Raw genomic sequence first — 18,818 nt, forward strand, 5'->3', positions numbered from 1 at the left:
GGGCGGATCCGCGACGGTCATAGAGCCGTCAGCGTCGCGAGTTTCCAGCGGCCGTCGATTCGCTTCGCCGTCACCGCGAGCTGCGCCACCGACGATGACGGCGCTCCGCCGCCCTGGGTCACCGTCTGCTGGTCCAAGAACAGCAGCAGCGAAGCATCGTCCCCCACCAAAGACCGCACCCCCACCGCCCGAACCGTAGTGGTCCGGACCAGCTTCTCCGCGGTAGCCCGGGTACGAGCGGAAGCGAACTGATCCCGGTACTGCCGAACAGCATCCCCGACCAGGACATCCGACGCGGCCCGCTCGGTACGCGCCAAATTGGCGTAGTCGTAGGAAAACACCGCCTTCACGGCATCACCGACCTCGGCGGACACCGCGGCAGTTCCGGCGGAATCCACCAAAGCCTCGTTGTCCCCTGGAGAAAGCGAAGCGGTCTCGATGCCGAACCACACGGCACACCCCAAGGCAAGCACCACGACGACAGCCAGTACCCGGCTCATGAGCCGGCCGCCTGGACACCCGAAATCTTCCAGCCGTCCGGAGCTCGGGACACGTCCACCGTCAACCGGTTCAAGCGCGGGGAAGCGGCGCCACCCCCGGAAGAAACCCGGACGTCCAGCACCGCCAGCAGCCGCGCCGTTCCGCGCGCCACGTCGATCTCCGTGACCGCCGCCTGCACCAAAGACGCCGACGAAACCGTGCGTGCGGTGGAAGCGCGGTCGATCTGCACCTGCCGGTCCCCGGCCAGATCCTTCCCGTACTGCCCCGTGGTGGCCGCGATCCAGCGGTCCACGTCCGCGCCCGCCGAGCGGTAGTCGATCGTGTTCAGCGTCACCAGTTCCGGCCCCGCGGCGGCCAGCACCGCGTCCCGTTCGCGACCCCGGGCGAAAGAGTCGTCCGACGCGGCCCGCCACCACGTCCAGCCGGCGAACCCCGCCGCCAGTACCGAAAGCACCGCCGCCACGACCAGAACCCTCACGGCGCGCCCAACAGCCGGCCGAGGCCACCGGACGACGGACCCGTCAGCAGGCTCAGCATTCCCGGCAGCTGCGTCGGCGAAGAAGACGAAGCCTGCTGCGACGGCGCAGCCGGAATCGCGGGCGGCTTCCCCGCGTAAGGCGCGTTCTGCGCGCCGCGCACCCCCGTCGGGCTGCCCGGCGGTTCGGCGCAGTACGCGTTCATGTTCACCGGCGCCTCGGTCTCGTCGTTCGCCGGACGCTGTTTCGTCCCCTCGTACCCCTTCGTGCACGAAGCCGGGTCGAAGAAGTTGAACACCACACCCAAGTGCCCGGTGCCGTCCGGGGAGGTCGACGGCGAGAACGCCCCGATGATCGGGTACGCCACCAGCAGTTCCTCGAGGGAGTCGCGCCGGGACGACGTGATCTGTGCCGTGGTCAGCAGGTTCGCGAACAGCACGCCCAGGTCGGTGCCGGACGCGGCGAGCACGTCGCTGATCTGGCGGCTCAGCTGCGGCGCCTGGGCGATCACGCGCCGCAGGTCCGGGTCGGACTTCTTGAGCTGACCGGCGATCGTCCGCAGCCCGGATGCGAAGTCGGTGATGTTCGCCGCCTGCCGCTGCTGTGTGTCCAGCACGACCCGCGAGTTCGCGAACAGCCCCTGCGTCTGCGGGACGTACTGCGTGGCGACGGCGGTCAGCGAGCCCGTGCTGTCCAGCAGCTGCTGCAGTTCCGGCCCCGCGCCGGCGAACGCGTTGTACGTCTCGTCGACGACCGTCCGCAGCGACTCCGGGTGCACGCTCGCCACGAGGTCGTCCAAATGCGACAGCACGGTGTCCGGCGACGGCGGCAGCGACGTCTTGTCCGCCGTGATCACCGAGCCGTCCTTCAGGAACGGGCCGCCGTCGTGCAGGGGGAGCAGGTCGACGAACTGCTCCCCCACCGCCGATCGGTTCGCCACCTGCGCGTGCGCGTCGGCCGGGATGTCCGGGCCGCCCGGATCGATGTCGAGCGCCACGTCGACGCCGTGCTCGGTCAGCGTCATCCCGGTCACCCGCCCGACCGTCACCCCGCGGTAGGCGACCTCGGAGTTGACGAAGATGCCGCCGGAGTCGGTCAGCTGCGCGGTGACGACGTAACCCCGGCTGCCGAAGAGCCGGTCGAGCCCGGCGTAGTGGCCGCCGGCGTAGACGACCGACACCACCGCGATGACGACGAACGCGAACAGCTGGATGCGGATCTTGCGGGTGGTCACTTGCCGCCCCCGATCAGGCCGAGCAGGCCACCCAGCAGGTCGGGCCCCGCGGACCCCGGGACCGAACCGAGGTCGGGCAGCGGCAGCGGCGGCGCGACGGCGGAAGGCTGCCCGGACGGCAGCGCGATCGGCGGCTGCGACGAGTTCGTGAAGTTCTGGATCAGCGTGTCCAGGTCGAGGTTCACGTTGGCCTCGACGTTCGCGTAGTCGCCCTTGATCACGTTGCCCGCGTAGTCCGGGAACGGGTACGTCAGCAGGATCTGCAACGCGTTCGGCAGGTTCTGGCCGGCTTCGCCGAGCTTCGTCAGCGTCGGCTGCAGCGCCTTGAGGTTCGCGACCAGCTCGTCGCGGCTCTTCGTCACGGTGTCGGTGGCGACTCCGGAAAGCGTGGTGAGCGCGTTCAGCATCCCGACCAGCTGGTCGCGCTGGTCGGTGACGATCTTCAGGCCCGGCGCCAGGTTGTCGAGCGCGTCCGACAGGTTCTGCGTCTGACCGGCCAACGTGTGGGACAGCTTCCCGAGCCCGTCGATCGCGCGGAGGATCTCGGTCCGGTGCCCGTCGAGCTGGGTCGCCAGTTCGTCCACTCGCGACAGCAGCGCGCGGATCTCGGGCTCGTTGCCGGACAACGCGTCGTTGAGTTCGTGGCTGATCTTCTGGATCTGCTCGACACCGCCGCCGTTGAGCAGCAGGGAAAGCGCGCCGAGCACCTCCTCGACCTCGGGGTTGCGGTTGGTGCGCCCGAGCGGGATCTGCGCGCCGTCGGCCAGGTGACCGCCGGCCGGTTCGGCCGTCGGCACGCTCAGCTCGACGAACTTCTCGCCCAGCAGGGACGACTGCTTCAGCTCGGCGCGGGCGTTGGCGGGCAGCGCGATGTCGCCGTTGACGGTCATCGCGACCAGCGCGGACCGCGTGTCCGGCGTCAGCGTGATCTTGTCGACCCGGCCGACGGCGACGTCGTTGACCTTGACGCTGGACTGCGGCACCAGGTCCAGGACGTCGGTGAACAGCGCGGTCACGTGGTACGGGTGGTCGCCGACGTCGGCGCCGCCGGGCAGCGGCGTGCCGTAGAGGCCGTTGAAGCCGCCGTCGCTGCAGGCCGCCAGCACGAGCACCCCGGCGAGCACGCCCGCGAGCCGCTTCACCTGGCACCGCCCGAAAGCTGCTCCATGACGTCGACCAGCGGGAGCGGCAACGGTGGCAGGGTCCCGTTCTGCAGGGAGTTGAGCACCTGCGGGATGGTCGGCAGCTTCAGCGCGCCGTCCAGGACCGGCGCCAGCTGCTTGCAGATGTTCCCCAGCGTGTCGGGTACTTCCTTCGGCGTGAACGAGCTGATCAGCCGGCACACGGTGAGGATCGGCGGGTTGGTCAGCTCGTTGAGGTTGTCGCGGACGGCGATCGTGCCCGACGCCGCGTCGTAGGAGTTGATGAAGTTCGTCGCGCCGGTCGGGGCGATGTCGAGGACTTCGGCGAGTGCGGCCCGCTGGTCGACCAGGACCTTCGACAGCGACGCCAATTTGTCCACATTGGACTCCAGCGCGCCCTTGTTGTCGTTGACGAACTGCTGGACGTCGCCGAGCGCCCCGCCGAGGGACTGCAAGGCCGCGCCGACGTCGGAAGAGTCGGCGGCGAGGAACTGGCTGACGTCGGCGACGCGCCCGTAGAACTCGTTGAGCTGCTGGTCGCTCTGCGCGAGCGCGCCGGTGAAGGAGTTGAGGTTCTGCACGGTCGAGAACAGGTCGTCCTTCGAACCGTCGAGGGTCTTGGCCAGTTCGGCGAGCTGCCCGACCGTCGAGTTCAGCGACGCGCCGTTGCCCTTCAACGTGTTCGCCGCGGTGTCCAGGACGCCGGAGAGCGCGCCACCCTTGTTGGCGCCGTTGGGGCCCAGGGCCGTAGACAGCTTGTCCAGGCTCGAGTACAGGTCGTCCAGCTCGACCGGCGTCGCCGTGCGATCGCGCGGCAGGACCGTGCCGGTGGCCAGCGTGGGCCCGCTGTCGTAGGCCGGGGTCAGCTGGACGTACCGGTCGCTGACCAGGCTCGGCGCGACGACGACCGCGCCGACGTCGGCCGGCAGCTGCACGTCGTCGACGCGCATGTCCACGCGCACCGCGTCACCCTGCGGCGTGACGTCGGTGACCTGCCCGACCGGCACGCCGAGCACCCGCACCGACGAACCCGCGTAGAGCCCGACGGTCTTGCCGAAGTAGGCGGACAGCTTCGTGCCGGTGGATTCCCGGAACACCAGCCACAGCCCGGCCGTCACCACCAGCGCGAGCACGCACGCGAACGCCAGCCACGTCACCAGGCTGCGGCCGCGGTAGGTCCGGATGGTCATCGGCCGCCCACCCCCTGGTTCGGCGCCGCGATCGGCGGGGTGCAGCCCTCGGGGTTGATGGTCGCCACGCCGGCGTTGATCGTCGGCGGCAGCAGACCGCACAGGTAGCCCTCGAACCAGCGGCCGTTGCCGGTGGCGTTCGCGCCGACGCGGGCGAACGGCGCCATCAGCTGCAGGCTCTTGTCGAGGTTGCCCTGGTTGCGCTGCAGGATGTCGGTCACCTTGCTCAGCTTGTCCAACGTCGGTTTCAGCTGCGCCCGGTTGTCCTGGACGAGCCCGGTCAGCTGCTGCGAAAGCTGCTGGGTGCCGGTGAGCAGCGCGTTGATCGCCTTCTTGCGGTTCTGCAGCTCGCCCAGCAGCAGGTTGCCGTCGCTGATCACGCGTTGCAGCTGGGCGTTGCGGTCGGACAGCGTCTTCGACACCTGGCTCGTGTTGGCCAGCAGCGTGTGCAAGTCGGCGTCCCGCGAGGACACCGTCTTGGCCAGCGACGACAACCCGGTCAGCGTGTCCTTCAGGTACTGCGGGCTGTCCTTCAAGCTGTCGGACAAGGCGGTGAAGCTGTCGGCGAGCTGGTTCGTGTCGATGTCCCCGACCGTCGTCGACAGCTGCTCGAACGCGTCCTGCAGCTGGAACGGCGTGCGCGTGCGGGCCTGCGGGATCGTCGAGTCCGGCTCCTGCGCGCCGTCGCCCTTCGGGTCGAGCGCGAGGTACTTCTCCCCCAGCAGCGTCTTGATCTCGATCGACGCCCTCGTGGCGTCGCCGACCCGGACGTCCTTGACGCGGAAGCGCACCAGCACCTGCTTGCCCTTCAGCGAAACCGACGACACCGTGCCGACCTTGACCCCGGCGACCTCGACCTCGTTGTCCGGCGCCAGACCGGCGGACTCGCCGAAGTACGCCGAGTACGTCGTGCCGTTGCCGAAGAACGGGAGCTGGTCGGAGAAGTACGTGGTGGCCGTGACGAGCACGATCAGCACGAGCGCGACCGCGCCGACTCCCGCCTGGTTGCGATCCTTCAGCGGCTTCACGGACCACACCTCTCCGCGCGCTGGGTACCGGGAAGCGGGACGATCGGCACGGTGATGTCGAGCGAGGAAATGCCGATGGTGCCGGTGATCCCGCACAGGTAGTAGTTGAACCAGCTGCCGTAGCTCAGGGTCCGGGTGAACTTCTGCAGGTTGCCCGGCAGCACTTCCAGGAGGTGGTTGACCAGTTCGCCGGAGTCGCCGAGGTTCTGCGACAGCACGCCGAGCTGCGCGACGTCGTCCTTGAGCGCGGGGCGCGCGTCGGCCAGCAGGCCGGTCGTGGACACCGCGAGGTCGCCGAGCGCGCTGACCGCGTCGCCGATCGGCTTGCGCTGCTCCGCCAGGCCGCTGACCAGCTTCTGCGTCTGCTCGATGAGGTCGCCGAGCTGCGGGCCGTGGGCGTTGACCGTGCCGAGCACGGTGTTGAGGTTCGCGATGACCTGGCCGATCACCTGGTCCTTACTCGCGATCGCCGTCGTCAGCGACGCGGTGTGCTGCAGCAGGCTGGTGATCGTGCCGCCCTCGCCCTGGAAGACGCTGATGATCTCGGCCGAGAGCTGGTTGACGTCGTGGGGGCTCAACGCCTTGAACAGCGGCTTGAAGCCGTTGAACAGCACGGTGAGGTTCAACGCGGGTTTGGTGCGCTCGGGCGGGATCGTGCCGCCGTCGGGCAAAGCTTTGTCCCCTGGCACGTCGGTGCCGAGCGCGAGGTAGCGCTGCCCGACGAGGTTGCGGTACTTGATCGTCGCGGTCACCGTTTCCGGCAGCCGGTAGGTCTGCTCGACGTCGAAGCGCACCTGGGCGAGGTTCCGCTCGCCCGCCACGACCTCGATCGCGTCGACCTGGCCGACCTTGACCCCGGCGATGCGGACGTCGTCGCCCTCCTTGAGCCCGGACGCGTCGGTGAACTTCGCCAGGTACCCGGACGTCTCGCCGAAGTTCGTGTTCGCGATGGTCGCCGCCAGGATCCCGGTGAGCAGCACGGTGACGACGGCGAACACCGCGAGCTTGACCAGGGACGGGACGAAGGTCCTCACTTCAGCTCCACCTCCGCCCCGCGGTAGAGCGGCCCGACGATCAGGCCGGCCCAGCCGGGCACGTCGCCGGGCGAGCTGCCGAGCGCGGGCGCGGCGAGCAGGTCGATCAGGTCGGTTTCGTAGGCCGAGCCGACGATCGACCCCGGGGACCCACCGACGGCGCCGCCTCCGGACGGCAGCTCTTCGGGCGGGTACTTCGGCGGCGGGGGCTTGCTGGAGCCGTCCTTGATCGCGCCGTCCGGCGGGTACTGCGGCCACACCCCGGGGTGCGGGACGCTCGGGTAGCAGCGCGGCCCGCGCTTGTCGTCGTACTTCGGCTCGTCGACGCCGGGGAGGTACTTGCCGCGGCTGGCGGCGAACTCGATGGTGACCCGGCTGACCTCGGGGTGCGCGGTGCCCTTGCCGAACGCCAGTTCCGCGCGCGGCACGGACTCCGCGAGCTGCCGCAGCAGGCACGGGTACTCGGGCGCGTACTTCGCGAGGACGTCCAGCGTCGGCTGGACCGCCGTGGTGAGCCGGATCAGGTTGTCCTTGTTGACCTGCAAAAAGCTCGTCAGGTCCACGGAAGCCGCCGTGACGGTGGCGTAGAGGTCGGTCAGCTGCGCGCGCTGGTCGACGATCGTCCGGCTCGTCGTCGTCAGGTCGGACAGCGCCTGCAGGATGTCGGGCGCGGCCTTGTCGTAGGTGTTGGCGACGTTCGCGAGGCCGGTGATGTCCGCCTTGACGTCCGGCAGCGACGGGTTGAGCTTGCCGAGGTAGTCGCTGAGCTGCACCAGCGTCTGGCCGAGCTGCTTGCCGCGGCCGTCGAGCGCGGTCGAGACCGCCGTCAGCGTGCTCGCCAGCTTCTCGGGCTGGACGGCCTGCAGCAGCGGCATCACGTCGTCGAGGACCTTCTGCAGCTCGATCGCCGCGCTGCTGCGGTCCTGCGGGATGACGTCGCCGGCCTTGATCGGGCCCTGCGACGTCTCGGGCAGCTGCAGGGCGACGTACCGCTCGCCGAAGAGCGTCTTCGGCAGCAAGCGCGCGGAGACGTTTCGCGGGATGACGTGCGTCTTGTCCGGGTCCAGCGCCAGCTCCAGCTCGGCGTGGTCCCCTTTCGCCAGCACCGAGCGGACTTCGCCGACGAGCATGCCCCGGACCTTGACGTCGCCGCCGGTGCGCAGCTGGCTGCCGACCCGGTCGGTTTCCAGCTTCACGAGCGTGACCGGGGTGAACGCCTTGTTGTAGACGGCGAGGGTGAACGCGATGAACAACGCGGCCACGAGCAGGAAGGCGAGCCCCAGCACCTGGTACCGGAGCCGCTGCCAGAGCTCGCGCCTCATCCGGAGATCCTCACCGTCGTGTTGGCGCCCCAGATCGCCAGCGACAGGAAGAAGTCCAGCACCGAGATCAGCACGATCGACGTCCGCACCGCGCGGCCCACCGCGACGCCGACGCCGGCCGGGCCGCCGCTGGCGTGGAAGCCGTAGTAGCAGTGGGACAGGATCACGAGCACGCTGAACACGATCACCTTCCCGAACGACCAGAGGACGTCGCCGGGTGGCAGGAAGAGCGTGAAGTAGTGGTCGTAGGTGCCGGCGGACTGGCCGTAGAGCCAGATGGTGATCTGCCGGGACGCGAGGTAGCTCGACAGCAGGCCGACCGCGTACAGCGGGATCACCGCGGCGACGCCGGCCAGCACCCGCGTGGTCACCAGGTACGGCATGCTCGGCACGCCCATCACTTCGAGCGCGTCGATCTCCTCGGAGATCCGCATCGCGCCGAGCTGGGCGGTGAAGCCGCAGCCGACGGTCGCGCTCAAGGCGAGCCCGGCCGAGAGCGGCGCGACTTCGCGCGTGTTGAAGTAGGCGGAGATGAACCCGGTGAGCGCGGCCGTGCCGAGCTGGTTCAGCGCGGAATAGCCCTGCAGGCCCACGATGAGGCCGGTGAAGAGCGTCATCCCGATCATCACGCCGAGCGTGCCGCCGATGACGGCGAGGCCGCCGGTGCCGAAGCAGACCTCGGTGAGCAGCCGCAGCGTTTCCCGGCTGTAGCGGCGGATCGTGCGCGGCGACCAGGCGAGCGCTTTCGCGGCGAACGCGAGCTGCTTGCCGAGCCCTTCCAGGCTCTGGCCGGGGCGCGCGAGGTACTCGAGCGTCCGGTCGGTGTCGACGGCGGTCATCACATGGCCTTCGGCGGGACGATCCGCAGGTAGATCGCGGTGAGCACGACGTTGATGAGGAACAGCAGCAGGAACGTGATGACGACGGCCTGGTTGACGGCGTCGCCGACGCCCTTCGGCCCGGGCGGCGGGTTCAGCCCGCGGAACGCGGCGACGACCCCGGCGACGAAGCCGTACAGCAGCGCCTTGATCTCGCTGACCCAGAGGTCCGGCACCTGGGCCAGCGCGTTGAAGCTGGCCAGGTACGCGCCGGGCGTGCCGCCCTGGAGGACGACGTTGAAGAAGTAACCGCCGAGCACGCCGACGACGCTGACCAAGCCGTTCAGCAGCACCGAAACGACCATCGCGGCGAGCACGCGCGGCACGATCAGCCGCTGGATCGGGTTGACGCCGAGAACCTCCATGGCGTCGATCTCTTCGCGGATCTTGCGCGCGCCGATGTCCGCGCAGACCGCGCTGCCGCCCGCGCCCGCGACGAGCAGCGCGGTGATCAGCGGGCTGGCCTGCTGGACGATCGCCAGCGCGCTGGCCGCGCCGGTGAACGACTGCGCGCCGATCTGCGCGGTGAGCGAGCCGAGCTGCAGCGCGATCACCGCGCCGAACGGGATGGCCACCAGCGCGGTCGGCAGGATCGTGACGCTGGCGAAGAACCAGCACTGCTGGATCCATTCGCGGGCCTGGAACGGGCGTTTGAAGATCGCGCGCAGGACTTCCCAGGAGAGCGTCGCGAGGCGGCCGACCTGGGTCAGGGCCGCGGTTCCCGGGAGCGTGCCCGTGCTCTCGCTCACCACACCTCCCAGTAGGTCGTCGCTGACCTCCGAGTGTTCTCCATACCCGGTGCCCGATTTTCGTTAGCGGTGTTAACTGATCGTTCTTCAGAAGCTCAGGTTGAGCGCGTGCGACGCCGTGGCGCCGCCGTCCGCGACGAACTCCGCCCCCGTGCAGTACGCGCTTTCGTCGCTGGCCAGGAAGAGGACGAGCTTCGCGATGTCCTCCGGCTGCCCGACCCGGCCGAGCGCCACCTTCTTCCCGACGTACGACATGTCGACTTTCTGCCCGCCGGCCGCGGTCTCGACCATCTGCGTGTCGATCGCGCCGGGGTGCACCGAGTTGACGCGGATGTGCTTCTTGCCGAGTTCCATCGCGGCGACCTTGGTCATCCCGCGGATGGCGAACTTGCTCGCGGTGTAGGCGACGAGGTAGGGCATCCCGGCCAGTCCCTCCACAGAGGACACGTTGACGATGGAGCCACCGCCGGCGGCGGTCATCGGTTCAACGACCGAGCGCATCCCGAGAAACGCCCCGATCTGGTTCACCCGGATGACGCGTTCGTAGTCGGCCAGCTTCGTCTTGCCGAGTTCGGAGAAGTGCAGGATGCCCGCGTTGTTGACCAGCACGTTCGGCGCGCCGAACTCGGTCGTCGCGCGGTCGACGGCGGCGGCCCAGCCGTCCTCGTCGCCGACGTCGAGGTGCTGGTAGACGGCCTGCTCCCCGAGTTCGGCGGCGAGCTGCTTGCCCTCGTCGTCGAGGATGTCGGCGATCAGCACCTTGGCGCCCTCGGCGACGAACGCGCGTGCCGCGGCCTCGCCCTGGCCGCGCGCGGCGCCGGTGATCAGGGCGATCTTCCCGTCCAGCCTCATGACTCTCCCAGGATTTCGGTGGCGGCGAACATCCGGCCGGGGTCGCGGTCGGCGAAGTAGGAGCTGACCGAGGTCTCGAGCTCGTCGAGGGACCAGCGCTGCTCGATCCGCGGCGCCGCGACCAGGGAGACCGTGCCGCCGTGGACGATGAACACCTGCCCGTTGACGTGCTCGGCCGCGGGCGAGGCGAGGTAGGCGACGAAGGGGGCGACGTGCTCGACCGAGAGCGGGTCGGCGCCCTCGGCGGGAGCCGCGCCGAACACGCCCTCGGTCATCGCCGTCCGCGCACGCGGGCAGATCGCGTTGGCGCGGACGCCGTACTTGGCCAGGCCACGGGCCGCCGACATGGTGAGCGCGGTGATGCCCGCCTTCGCCGCGGCGTAGTTGGGCTGCCCGGGCGAGCCGATGAGGAACGCCTCGGACGCGGTGTTGACCAGGCGCCCGTACACCGGCCGTCCGTCCGCTTTGGACTTGTCGCGCCAGTACTTCGTCGCGTTGCGGGACAACAGGAAGTGCCCGCGCAGGTGGACGCGCAGGACGGTGTCCCACTCGTCGTCGGACATCGAGAAGAGCATCTTGTCGCGCAGCACGCCCGCGTTGTTGACCACGATGTCGAGCCCGCCGAGGTCGAGCGCGGCCGCCACCAGCGCGTCCGCGGTGGCCCGGTCGCCGACGTCGCCGGCGACCGCGACCGCCTTGCCGCCCGCTCCTTCGATCTCTTCGACGACGTCCTTGGCCTCGGTGATGTCGTTGACGACCACGGTGGCCCCGCGCGCGGCGAGGGCGAGGGCTTCGGCCCGTCCCAGTCCGGCGGCGGCGCCGGTTACGATCGCTGTCCTGCCGGTCAGGCTCACGCGAGGCCTCCTCATCGAGTCCTGTGACCGCGCCTACATTAGAATCTGTTCTTGCTCTCCGCAAGAGGTTCAGTGAACGGTGCTAACCGACGATGAACAGGGCGTTCTTCGGGCAGCCTTTGACTGCATCTGTAACTTGTTCTATCTGATCGGCCGGCACCGGACCCGGCTGGATGACGAGTTCTTCGTCGTCATCCAGGTCGAAGACGTCCGGCGCGAACCCGACACACACCGCGTTCGCCTCGCAGAGCGAACGATCGACGCCGATCTCCATGCTTCCTCCGCCGCGTGAGTCCTGGTACAACTAGAACAGGTTCTACTATAACGCCGGATCGAGGTGACGGGTGCGGATCGACTACACGCCGGAGCAGCGCGCGCTGGCCGCGGAGCTTCGGGAGTACTTCGCCGAGCTGATGACGCCCGAGCGGCGGGAAAGCCTCCGCGCGGGCGACGAGTACGGCGATGGCGTGGCGTACAAGGAGATCGTCCGGCAGCTGGGCAAGGACGGCTGGCTCGCGCTGGGCTGGCCGAAGGAGTACGGCGGGCAGGACCGGTCGATGCTCGACCAGCTCATCTTCACCGACGAAGCGGCGATCGCCGGGGTGCCGGTCCCGTTCCTCACGGTCAACACCGTCGGGCCGACCATCATGCGCTACGGCACCGACGAGCAGAAGGCGTTCTACCTGCCGAAGATCGCCGCGGGCGAGCTGCACTTCTCGATCGGCTACTCCGAGCCCGAGGCCGGCACCGACCTGGCGTCGCTGCGGACGCGCGCGGTGCGCGACGGCGACGAGTACGTCGTCACCGGGCAGAAGATGTGGACGAGCCTGATCGAGTACGCCGACTACGTCTGGCTCGCCGTCCGGACCGACCCGGACGCGAAGAAGCACCGCGGGCTGTCCATGCTGATCGTGCCGACGTCGGCCGAAGGCTTCTCGTGGACGAAGGTGCGCACGGTCGCGGGCGCGGGCACCAGCGCGACGTACTACGACCAGGTGCGCGTGCCCGTGTCGGCGCGCGTCGCCGAAGAGAACGCGGGCTGGCCGCTGATCACCAACCAGCTCAACCACGAGCGCGTCGCGCTGACGTCGTCGGCGCCGGTGCGCAAGGCGCTCGCCGACGTCCTGGCGTGGGCGAAGGAAACCGGCGCGATCGAGCAGGAATGGGTGCGGGTGCACCTCGCGCGGGTGCACGCCGGCGCGGAGTACCTGAAGCTGCGCAACTGGCGGATCGCCTGGGCGGCCGCGGCGAGCGAGCTCGGGCCGGCGGAGGCGTCGGCGACGAAGGTGTACGGCACGGAGTTCGCGATCGAGGCCTACCGGCTGCTGATGGAGGTGCTCGGCGCGGCCGCCGTCGTCCGCGACGGCTCGCCGGGCGCGCTGCTGGCCGGGCGGATCGAGCGGCTGCACCGGTCGGCGCTGATCCTCACCTTCGGCGGCGGCACCAACGAGATCCAGCGGGACATGATCGCCGCGACCGCCCTCGGCCTGCCCGTCACGCGCTAGGAGCGTCTCATGGACTTCACCCCTTCCGAGGCCTCGGCCGACCTCGCCGCGCTGACCCGGCGGATCGTCGCCGACAAGGCCACCCACGACCCGCACGGCACCGGTGGCTTCGACGCTCCTTTGTGGACGGCACTGGGGCAGGCGGGCGTGCTCGACGCGGCGCTGCCGTCGTCGCTGGGCGGCGGCGGGTTCGGGCTGCTGGAGCAGTGCGCGGTGCTCACCGAGATCGGCCGCGCCGTGGCGGCGGTGCCGTACCTGCCGTCGATCACGATGGCGGCGTCGGCGCTGGCCGAGTTCGGCACGCCGGAGCTGGTGGACCGCTGGGTGCTCCCGGTGCTGCGGGGAGAACGCGTTCTAGCGGTGGCGCTGTCCGGGTTCACGGCTTCGGAAGGTGTGCTTTCGGGCTCCCGGTCCGCGGTGCACTTCGGCGCGTTCGCCCACGGCTTCCTGGTCGCCGCCGCGGACGAGGTGTTCCTGGTCGACGCGGCCGCGGACGGGGTCTCGGTGCGGCCGCAGCAGACGACCGACCACGCGGACGCGTGCCTGCTGGAACTGTCCGGCGCGCCGGGGACGCCACTGGGCGACATCGGCGAGTGGCTGCGGCTGCGCGGGACGGTCGGGGTGTGCGCGCAGCAGCTCGGCGTCGTCGAGCGGGCCCTGGAGCTGACGGCGGCCTACGCGGCCGAGCGCAAGCAGTTCGACCACGTCATCGGCGGCTTCCAGGCGGTCCGCCAGCGCCTCGCGGACGCCTACGTCGACGTCGAGGCGGTCCGGCTGACGTCGACGCAGGCCGCGTGGCAGCTGGCTTCGGACCGGCCGGCCGCGGAAGCGGTGGCCACGGCCAAGTTCTGGGCCGCGGAAGCGGGACACCGCGTGGCGCACACGACGGTGCACGTCCACGGCGGCGTCGGCATCGACGTGGACCACGAGGTGCACCGCTACTTCACCGCGGCGAAACGCCTCGAATTCGAGCTGGGCCCGGCCACCCCGCAGCTGCTGGCGCTCGGGAACCTGCTGGCCGGATGACCGGCGGCCCGAGCGTCGTCACCGCTCGGCGGCGTACTGCCAGAACTCCTGCATCAGCGGCGTCGGCTCCGGGCTCGTCATCTCCACCTGCGTCAGCAACACCGTGACCGTGCCCGTCGCCGGGTGGAGGTGCCAGGCCGTGCCCGCGCCGCCGACCCAGCCGTAGCGGCCCGGGACCTCCCACGGCCGCGTCGCCCGGACGTCGACCGAGCCGCCGTAGCCCCAGCCCTGGCCGTGCAGGAACAGGCGCCCGGCCTCGCGCTGGGCCGGGGTCAGGTGGTCGGTCGTCATCCCGTGCACCGACTGCGCCGTCAGGAGCCGGTGGCCGTCGACCGTGCCCTCGTCCAGCAGGAACCGGGCGAACTTGAGCAGGTCGTCGGCCGTCGAGACCAGGCCCGCCGCGCCGGACGGGAACGCCGGCGCGCTGCTCCACCGGCCCTCCGGCGAGTCGATCAGCCGCAGCCCGCGCTCGGCCGGCCGGTACGCGCTGGTGAACCGGCCCAGCGCGGCGGTCGGCACCGCGAACCCGGTGTCGGCCATGCCCAGCGGCTCGAACAGCCGCTCCGCCAGGAACTCCGGCAGCGGCCGGTCCGCCACCCGCGCGATCAGCGCGCCCTGGATGTCCGAGCCGGTGTCGTACAGCCACGCCTCCCCCGGCTGGTGCAGCAGCGGCACCTGGGCCAGCGCGGCGAGCCACTCGTCCGGCGCCAGCGCCCGCGGTGCCGCCGCCGGGTGGCCCAGCACCTGCAGCAGCAGGTCGACCGCGGGCAGCGTCATGTCCGCCGCGAGGCCGTACCCGCAGCGGAACGTCAGCAGGTCGGCCACCGTGATCGGGCGGACGGCGGGCACGACGTCGTCGACCGGCCCGGCCGGCGTCCGCACGACCACCGGCGAGGCCAGTTCCGGCAGCCACCGCGCGATCGGGTCGTCCAGCGCGAGCTCGCCGTCGTCGACGAGCAGCAGGACCGCCGCCGCGACGATCGGCTTGGTCAGCGACGCGATGCGGAACAGCGAGTCGCGCGCCATCGGCACGGTGCCCTCGGCGTCGGCCGAGCCCACGGCCGCCGCTTCGACCCGTTCGCCGTGCGCGACGAGCGCCACCGCGCCCGGCACGTCCTCGATGTGCTTGGTCAGCACCTCGGTCAAGGTCGGCATGGTCAGTCCAGGGGGTTGATGGCGCGCAGGCGCCGCGGGCCGGTGTCGGGCCGCGACGGCGGCGGCCCCAGCACGAGACGGGCGTTGGCGACGAAGGCGCCGTCCGGCGACGCCAGGATCGGGTCGAGCACCAGCGACCGCACCTCCGGGTTGTCCTCGGCCAGCGCGGCGACGCGCAGCACCATGTCCTGCAGGGCGGCGAGGTCGGCGGGCTCGTCGCCGCGGTAGCCGGTGAGCAGCGGTGCCGTCCGCGGCTCGCGCAGCAGCGTGGCCGCGTCGACGTCGGTGAGCGGCACCGCCCGGTACGCGCGGTCGCCCAGCAGCGTGCTGACCAGCCCGGACAGCCCGAACGACACGAGCGTGCCGAACGACGGGTCGTCCTGCAGCCCGATCACGCACGACAGGCCCTTCGGCGCCATCCGCTGGACGTACACGTCGTCGTCGCCGGAGATCTCGCGCAGGGTCTCGTAGGCGGTCCGCACGGAGTCCTCGGAGGCCAGGTCGAGCCGGACCCCCGCCAGATCGGGGCGGCCGCGCAACCGCTCGTCGACGGCCTTGAGCGTCACCGGGTAGCCCAGCTCGGCCGCCGCGGCGACGGCTTCGTCCACTGTGGACGCCACGCGGAACGGCACGACGTCGATGCCGTAGCAGCCCAGCAACCGCACGACGTCGGTGTCGGACAGCAGCGTCGTCTTGCCGCTCTCGTTTTCGAGGAGCTCGCGCACGAGCCCCTGCGCCTGCTCGGTGTGGATCCCGGCCGGCCGCACCAGCGTGCCCTGCGGGCGCTGCCGCCACGCGGCGTACCGGACGACCCTGGCGAGCGCGTTCACGGCGCGTTCCGGGCTCGGGTAGGACGGGATCGAGCCGCGCGTCGGCACGCCGTCTTCGGTCGAGACGGCCAGTTCGTCGGGGACGCCCTCGGCGGCGAGGAACGTCGAGACGATCGGCTTGCGCTGCCCCAGTTCGACGACGGTTTCGCGCAGGGCGCGCGCGTACGCCGTGCCGGGGATCGCGACCGGCGGGGCGAACACGACGACCAGCGCGTCGGTGTCCGGCGACGTCAGCGCCTCGCCGACCGCCTTGGCGAAGTCCTCCGGGCCGGCCTGCGGGCCGATGTCGACCGGGTCGAACGCCAGCCGCAGCCCCTGCATCCGCGCGGTGTCGGCGGCCAGCAGCCCGATCGCGCTGGAGTTGCCGACGATGCCGATCCGCGGCCCGGCGGGCAGCGGCTGGTGGGCGAACACGAGCGCGGTGTCGAACAGCTGCGCCAGCGATTCCACGCGCACGACGCCGGCCTGCTCGAACAGGGCCTGCACGCTGGCTTCGTCGATCTCCGTGGACGTCGCCGCGAGCTGCGGGCGGACCGCGTGCCGCCCCGACTTCACCGCGACGATCGGTTTCGTGCGGGCCAGGCGGCGGGCCAGCCGCGCGAACTTGCGCGGGTTGCCGAAGGATTCGAGGTACAGCAGGACGAGGTCGGTGTCCGGGTCGGTTTCCCAGTACTGGAGCAGATCGTTGCCCGAGACGTCGGCGCGGTTGCCCGCCGAGACGAACGTCGACAGGCCGAGGCCGCGCGATTCGGCGTCGGCGAGGATCGCGGTGCCCAGCGCGCCGGACTGGCAGAAGAACCCGGTGCGCCCGCGCACGGGCAGGCGCGGCGCGAGGGTGGCGTTGAGCCGGATCCCGGGTGCGGTGTTGAGCACGCCGAGGGCGTTCGGGCCGACGACGCGCATGCCGTGCGCCCGCGCCTCGCCGACCAGCCGCAGCTCGGCGTGCAAACCGTGCGGCCCGGCTTCGGCGAAGCCGCTGGAGAGGATCAGCAGCGTCTTGACGCCCTTGGCGAGGCAAGCGTCCAAAACGGACTCGACGGACTCGGCGGGCACCGCGACGACGGCCAGGTCGACCGGGTCGGGGATGTCCAGCACCGACGCGTACGCGCGGACGCCGCGGACCGAGCGGTGCTCCGGGTTGACCGGGTAGACGGTGCCGGTGAACGCGGCGGCCAGCAGGTTCGCGAAGGCCACGTGGCCGACCTTGCCCGGCTCGGCGGACGCGCCGATCACCGCGACCGACGTCGGGTGCAGCAGGTTGTGCACGCTGCGCGCCTCGGCGGCCTGCTCCCGCGAGCGGGCGACCGCGAGGGACTCCTCGGTCGGGTCGATGTCGAATTCCAGGTGCAGCACGCCTTCTTCGATCTCGCGGCTGACCTGGTAGCCCGCGTCGCGGAACACGCGCACCATCGCGGCGTTCTCGGCGAGCACCTCGGCGACGAACCGGCGCAGCCCGCATTCGGACGCGGCCGCGGCGAGGTGTTCGAGCAGGATCGAGCCGAGCCCGCGGCCCTGGTGGGCGTCGCTGACGACGAAGGCGACCTCCGCCGACGGCCCGTCGTCGAGGCGTTCGTACCGGCCGACCGCGACGATGTCGTCGCCGAGGAACGCGGCGAACGCGACGCGGTCGTGGTGGTCGACGGTCGAGAACCGCTTCAGGTCCTTTTCGGGGATCCGCGGGTAGGCGCCGAAGTAGCGGAAGTAGCGGGTGCGCTCGGACAGCTTGGCGTGGAAGGCGACCAGGCCGTCGGCGTCGGTGGGCACGATCGGGCGCAGGTGGACGGTGCCGCCGTCGGACAGCACGACGTCGGCCTCCCAGTCGCGGGGGTAGTCGAAGGGGTCCCGGCCGGCCATGGTCAGTCCCTGGGGTCGTCCGGGTCGAGGCCGTGCAGGGGGAAGACGGCGCGGCGGGTGTCCCGGACGGCGACGTCCACCGGGTCGTCCGCGCCGTCGCCCCACGGCTTGAAAGCGGTCTCGCGGTCGTCGGTCATCGCGCTGGGGAGTTCGGCGTGCGGAGCGGCCTTGGTGACGGTTTCGACCCAGCGGGGCGGCAGCGGCGTCGCGGGGGCGACGTCCCGGTCGAGGACGGTGGCGATGAGGTGCGTCCACGACCGCGGGACGACGCGGATCAGCTGGTACCCGCCCCCGCCGACGGCGATCCACTTGCCACCGGCGTAGGTCTCGGCGAGGTCGCGGAGGGTGGCGTAGATGGTGCGGTGGCCGTCGACGGAGAGCGAGAGGTCGGCCAGGGGGTCTTCCTCGTGCGAGTCGACGCCGCACTGGGTGAACAGCAGCTGCGGCTCGAAGTCGGCGAGCAGCGACGGGACGACGGCGTTGAAGGCCCGCAACCAGCCGGGGTCTCTGGTGCGCGGCGGCAGCGGGACGTTGACGGAAGTCCCGTCGGCCTTCCCGCGGCCGGTTTCGGCGGAGTAGCCGGTGCCGGGCCAGAGTGTGAAGGGGTGCTGGTGCATCGAGATGGTGAGGACGCGGGGGTCGTCGTAGAAGGCGGCCTGGACGCCGTCGCCGTGGTGGACGTCGGTGTCGATGTAGGCGATGCGCTCGAAGCCGTGGTCGAGCAGCCAGCTTATGGCGACGGCGCAGTCGTTGTAGACGCAGAACCCGGCGGCCTGGTCGCGCATGGCGTGGTGCAGTCCCCCGGCGATGTTGACGGCCCGGGTGGCCTCGCCTTCGGCGATCTTCCGGGCGGCGAGCAGCGTCGAGCCGACGACGAGGGCGGAGGCGTCGTGCATGTCGGAGAAGACGGGGTTGTCGGCGGTGCCGAGCCCATGCCCGACATCCCACCCGACGAGCGGCGCCTCCCGCACGGCGGCGAGGTATTCGGGAGCGTGGATCCGGAGGAGCTCCTCGTCACCGGCGGCGCTGGGGACGAGGAGCTCGACACCGTCGAGCACGCCGAGCTCGGTGGCCAGCCGGACGGTGAGCTCCAGCCGGACGGGGTTGAACGGGTGTTCCCCACCCAGGTCATAACCGAGAAGGGCGGAGTCCCAAACGACGGCCGGCGACATGCGGTCGACTCTAGTG

Annotated in this window: 18 protein-coding genes; 2 read left to right on the forward strand and 16 right to left on the reverse strand. The window is 70.9% G+C overall.

The annotated features are described in order from the left end of the window. Nucleotides 1–17 precede the first annotated feature (17 nt). From ACWEVP_RS22215 to ACWEVP_RS22275, 13 genes are all read right to left on the reverse strand, one after another. A complete protein-coding gene (locus ACWEVP_RS22215) occupies nt 18–500 on the reverse strand; it encodes a hypothetical protein (protein WP_452064467.1) in 483 nt (160 codons plus the stop codon). Further along, nucleotides 497–979: a hypothetical protein gene (locus ACWEVP_RS22220; protein WP_452064468.1), complete on the reverse strand. Its 483-nt coding sequence runs from the start codon at nt 977–979 to the stop codon at nt 497–499. Before ACWEVP_RS22220 ends, ACWEVP_RS22215 begins: the two co-directional genes overlap by 4 nt. Then, nucleotides 976–2,211: an MCE family protein gene (locus ACWEVP_RS22225; protein WP_452064469.1), complete on the reverse strand. Its 1,236-nt coding sequence runs from the start codon at nt 2,209–2,211 to the stop codon at nt 976–978. The genes ACWEVP_RS22220 and ACWEVP_RS22225 overlap by 4 nt, the downstream gene beginning before the upstream one ends. Next, nucleotides 2,208–3,353 carry an MCE family protein gene (locus ACWEVP_RS22230; RefSeq protein WP_452064470.1) on the reverse strand — a complete coding sequence of 382 codons (1,146 nt, stop codon included), beginning with the start codon at nt 3,351–3,353 and terminating at the stop codon, nt 2,208–2,210. The genes ACWEVP_RS22225 and ACWEVP_RS22230 overlap by 4 nt, the downstream gene beginning before the upstream one ends. Then, on the reverse strand, nt 3,350–4,543 hold the full coding sequence (locus ACWEVP_RS22235; RefSeq protein WP_452064471.1) for an MCE family protein: 1,194 nt from the start codon (nt 4,541–4,543) through the stop codon (nt 3,350–3,352). The genes ACWEVP_RS22230 and ACWEVP_RS22235 overlap by 4 nt, the downstream gene beginning before the upstream one ends. After that, nucleotides 4,540–5,571, reverse strand: coding sequence for an MlaD family protein (locus ACWEVP_RS22240; RefSeq protein WP_452064472.1), 1,032 nt, complete (start codon nt 5,569–5,571; stop codon nt 4,540–4,542). The genes ACWEVP_RS22235 and ACWEVP_RS22240 overlap by 4 nt, the downstream gene beginning before the upstream one ends. Beyond that, nucleotides 5,568–6,605 (reverse strand): MCE family protein, encoded by a 1,038-nt coding sequence (locus ACWEVP_RS22245; RefSeq protein WP_452064473.1) that lies wholly within the window; start codon nt 6,603–6,605, stop codon nt 5,568–5,570. The genes ACWEVP_RS22240 and ACWEVP_RS22245 overlap by 4 nt, the downstream gene beginning before the upstream one ends. Next, entirely contained in the window at nt 6,602–7,927 is a 1,326-nt protein-coding gene (locus ACWEVP_RS22250) for an MCE family protein (protein WP_452064474.1), read from the reverse strand. The genes ACWEVP_RS22245 and ACWEVP_RS22250 overlap by 4 nt, the downstream gene beginning before the upstream one ends. Then, on the reverse strand, nt 7,924–8,766 hold the full coding sequence (locus ACWEVP_RS22255) for an MlaE family ABC transporter permease (protein ID WP_452064475.1): 843 nt from the start codon (nt 8,764–8,766) through the stop codon (nt 7,924–7,926). Before ACWEVP_RS22255 ends, ACWEVP_RS22250 begins: the two co-directional genes overlap by 4 nt. After that, nucleotides 8,766–9,554 (reverse strand): MlaE family ABC transporter permease, encoded by a 789-nt coding sequence (locus ACWEVP_RS22260; protein WP_086674213.1) that lies wholly within the window; start codon nt 9,552–9,554, stop codon nt 8,766–8,768. The genes ACWEVP_RS22255 and ACWEVP_RS22260 overlap by 1 nt, the downstream gene beginning before the upstream one ends. Nucleotides 9,555–9,641: 87 nt before the next feature. Then, nucleotides 9,642–10,406 (reverse strand): glucose 1-dehydrogenase, encoded by a 765-nt coding sequence (locus ACWEVP_RS22265; protein WP_452064476.1) that lies wholly within the window; start codon nt 10,404–10,406, stop codon nt 9,642–9,644. After that, the gene (locus ACWEVP_RS22270) at nt 10,403–11,260 is read right to left on the reverse strand and encodes a 3-oxoacyl-ACP reductase (protein ID WP_452064477.1); all 858 of its coding nucleotides are present in this window, start codon (nt 11,258–11,260) and stop codon (nt 10,403–10,405) included. The genes ACWEVP_RS22265 and ACWEVP_RS22270 overlap by 4 nt, the downstream gene beginning before the upstream one ends. 82 nt (nt 11,261–11,342) lie before the next feature. Next, nucleotides 11,343–11,534, reverse strand: coding sequence for a ferredoxin (locus tag ACWEVP_RS22275; protein WP_452064478.1), 192 nt, complete (start codon nt 11,532–11,534; stop codon nt 11,343–11,345). Nucleotides 11,535–11,604: 70 nt separating this feature from the next. Here ACWEVP_RS22275 and ACWEVP_RS22280 point away from each other — a divergent pair, with 70 nt between their 5' ends. Beyond that, nucleotides 11,605–12,765 carry an acyl-CoA dehydrogenase family protein gene (locus ACWEVP_RS22280; RefSeq protein WP_452064479.1) on the forward strand — a complete coding sequence of 387 codons (1,161 nt, stop codon included), beginning with the start codon at nt 11,605–11,607 and terminating at the stop codon, nt 12,763–12,765. A gap of 9 nt (nt 12,766–12,774) precedes the next feature. Further along, nucleotides 12,775–13,791 (forward strand): acyl-CoA dehydrogenase family protein, encoded by a 1,017-nt coding sequence (locus ACWEVP_RS22285; RefSeq protein WP_452064480.1) that lies wholly within the window; start codon nt 12,775–12,777, stop codon nt 13,789–13,791. A gap of 18 nt (nt 13,792–13,809) precedes the next feature. Here the strand turns inward: ACWEVP_RS22285 and ACWEVP_RS22290 are convergent, their stop codons facing one another. From ACWEVP_RS22290 to ACWEVP_RS22300, 3 genes are read right to left on the reverse strand one after another with little or no spacing between them, the layout of a single operon-like run. Next, complete coding sequence (locus ACWEVP_RS22290; protein WP_452064481.1) at nt 13,810–14,946, reverse strand: serine hydrolase domain-containing protein; 1,137 nt, start codon at nt 14,944–14,946, stop codon at nt 13,810–13,812. 2 nt (nt 14,947–14,948) lie between these two features. Further along, a complete protein-coding gene (locus ACWEVP_RS22295; RefSeq protein ID WP_452064482.1) occupies nt 14,949–17,630 on the reverse strand; it encodes a bifunctional acetate--CoA ligase family protein/GNAT family N-acetyltransferase in 2,682 nt (893 codons plus the stop codon). Nucleotides 17,631–17,632: 2 nt separating this feature from the next. Beyond that, the gene (locus tag ACWEVP_RS22300) at nt 17,633–18,802 is read right to left on the reverse strand and encodes an acetoin utilization protein AcuC (RefSeq protein WP_452064483.1); all 1,170 of its coding nucleotides are present in this window, start codon (nt 18,800–18,802) and stop codon (nt 17,633–17,635) included. Between the last annotated feature and the right edge of the window lie 16 nt (nt 18,803–18,818).

This window comes from Amycolatopsis sp. NPDC003865 (assembly GCF_053605345.1).

Bases quoted from the DNA above. Each gene is read 5' to 3' on its own strand.
- ACWEVP_RS22215 (WP_452064467.1), bottom strand. From the start codon at position 500: ATGAGCCGGGTACTGGCTGTCGTCGTGGTGCTTGCCTTGGGGTGTGCC.
- ACWEVP_RS22235 (WP_452064471.1), bottom strand. From the start codon at position 4,543: ATGACCATCCGGACCTACCGCGGCCGCAGCCTGGTGACGTGGCTGGCG.
- ACWEVP_RS22250 (WP_452064474.1), bottom strand. From the start codon at position 7,927: ATGAGGCGCGAGCTCTGGCAGCGGCTCCGGTACCAGGTGCTGGGGCTC.
- ACWEVP_RS22255 (WP_452064475.1), bottom strand. From the start codon at position 8,766: ATGACCGCCGTCGACACCGACCGGACGCTCGAGTACCTCGCGCGCCCC.
- ACWEVP_RS22265 (WP_452064476.1), bottom strand. From the start codon at position 10,406: ATGAGGCTGGACGGGAAGATCGCCCTGATCACCGGCGCCGCGCGCGGC.
- ACWEVP_RS22275 (WP_452064478.1), bottom strand. From the start codon at position 11,534: ATGGAGATCGGCGTCGATCGTTCGCTCTGCGAGGCGAACGCGGTGTGT.
- ACWEVP_RS22285 (WP_452064480.1), top strand. From the start codon at position 12,775: ATGGACTTCACCCCTTCCGAGGCCTCGGCCGACCTCGCCGCGCTGACC.
- ACWEVP_RS22290 (WP_452064481.1), bottom strand. From the start codon at position 14,946: ATGCCGACCTTGACCGAGGTGCTGACCAAGCACATCGAGGACGTGCCG.
- ACWEVP_RS22295 (WP_452064482.1), bottom strand. From the start codon at position 17,630: ATGGCCGGCCGGGACCCCTTCGACTACCCCCGCGACTGGGAGGCCGAC.
- ACWEVP_RS22300 (WP_452064483.1), bottom strand. From the start codon at position 18,802: ATGTCGCCGGCCGTCGTTTGGGACTCCGCCCTTCTCGGTTATGACCTG.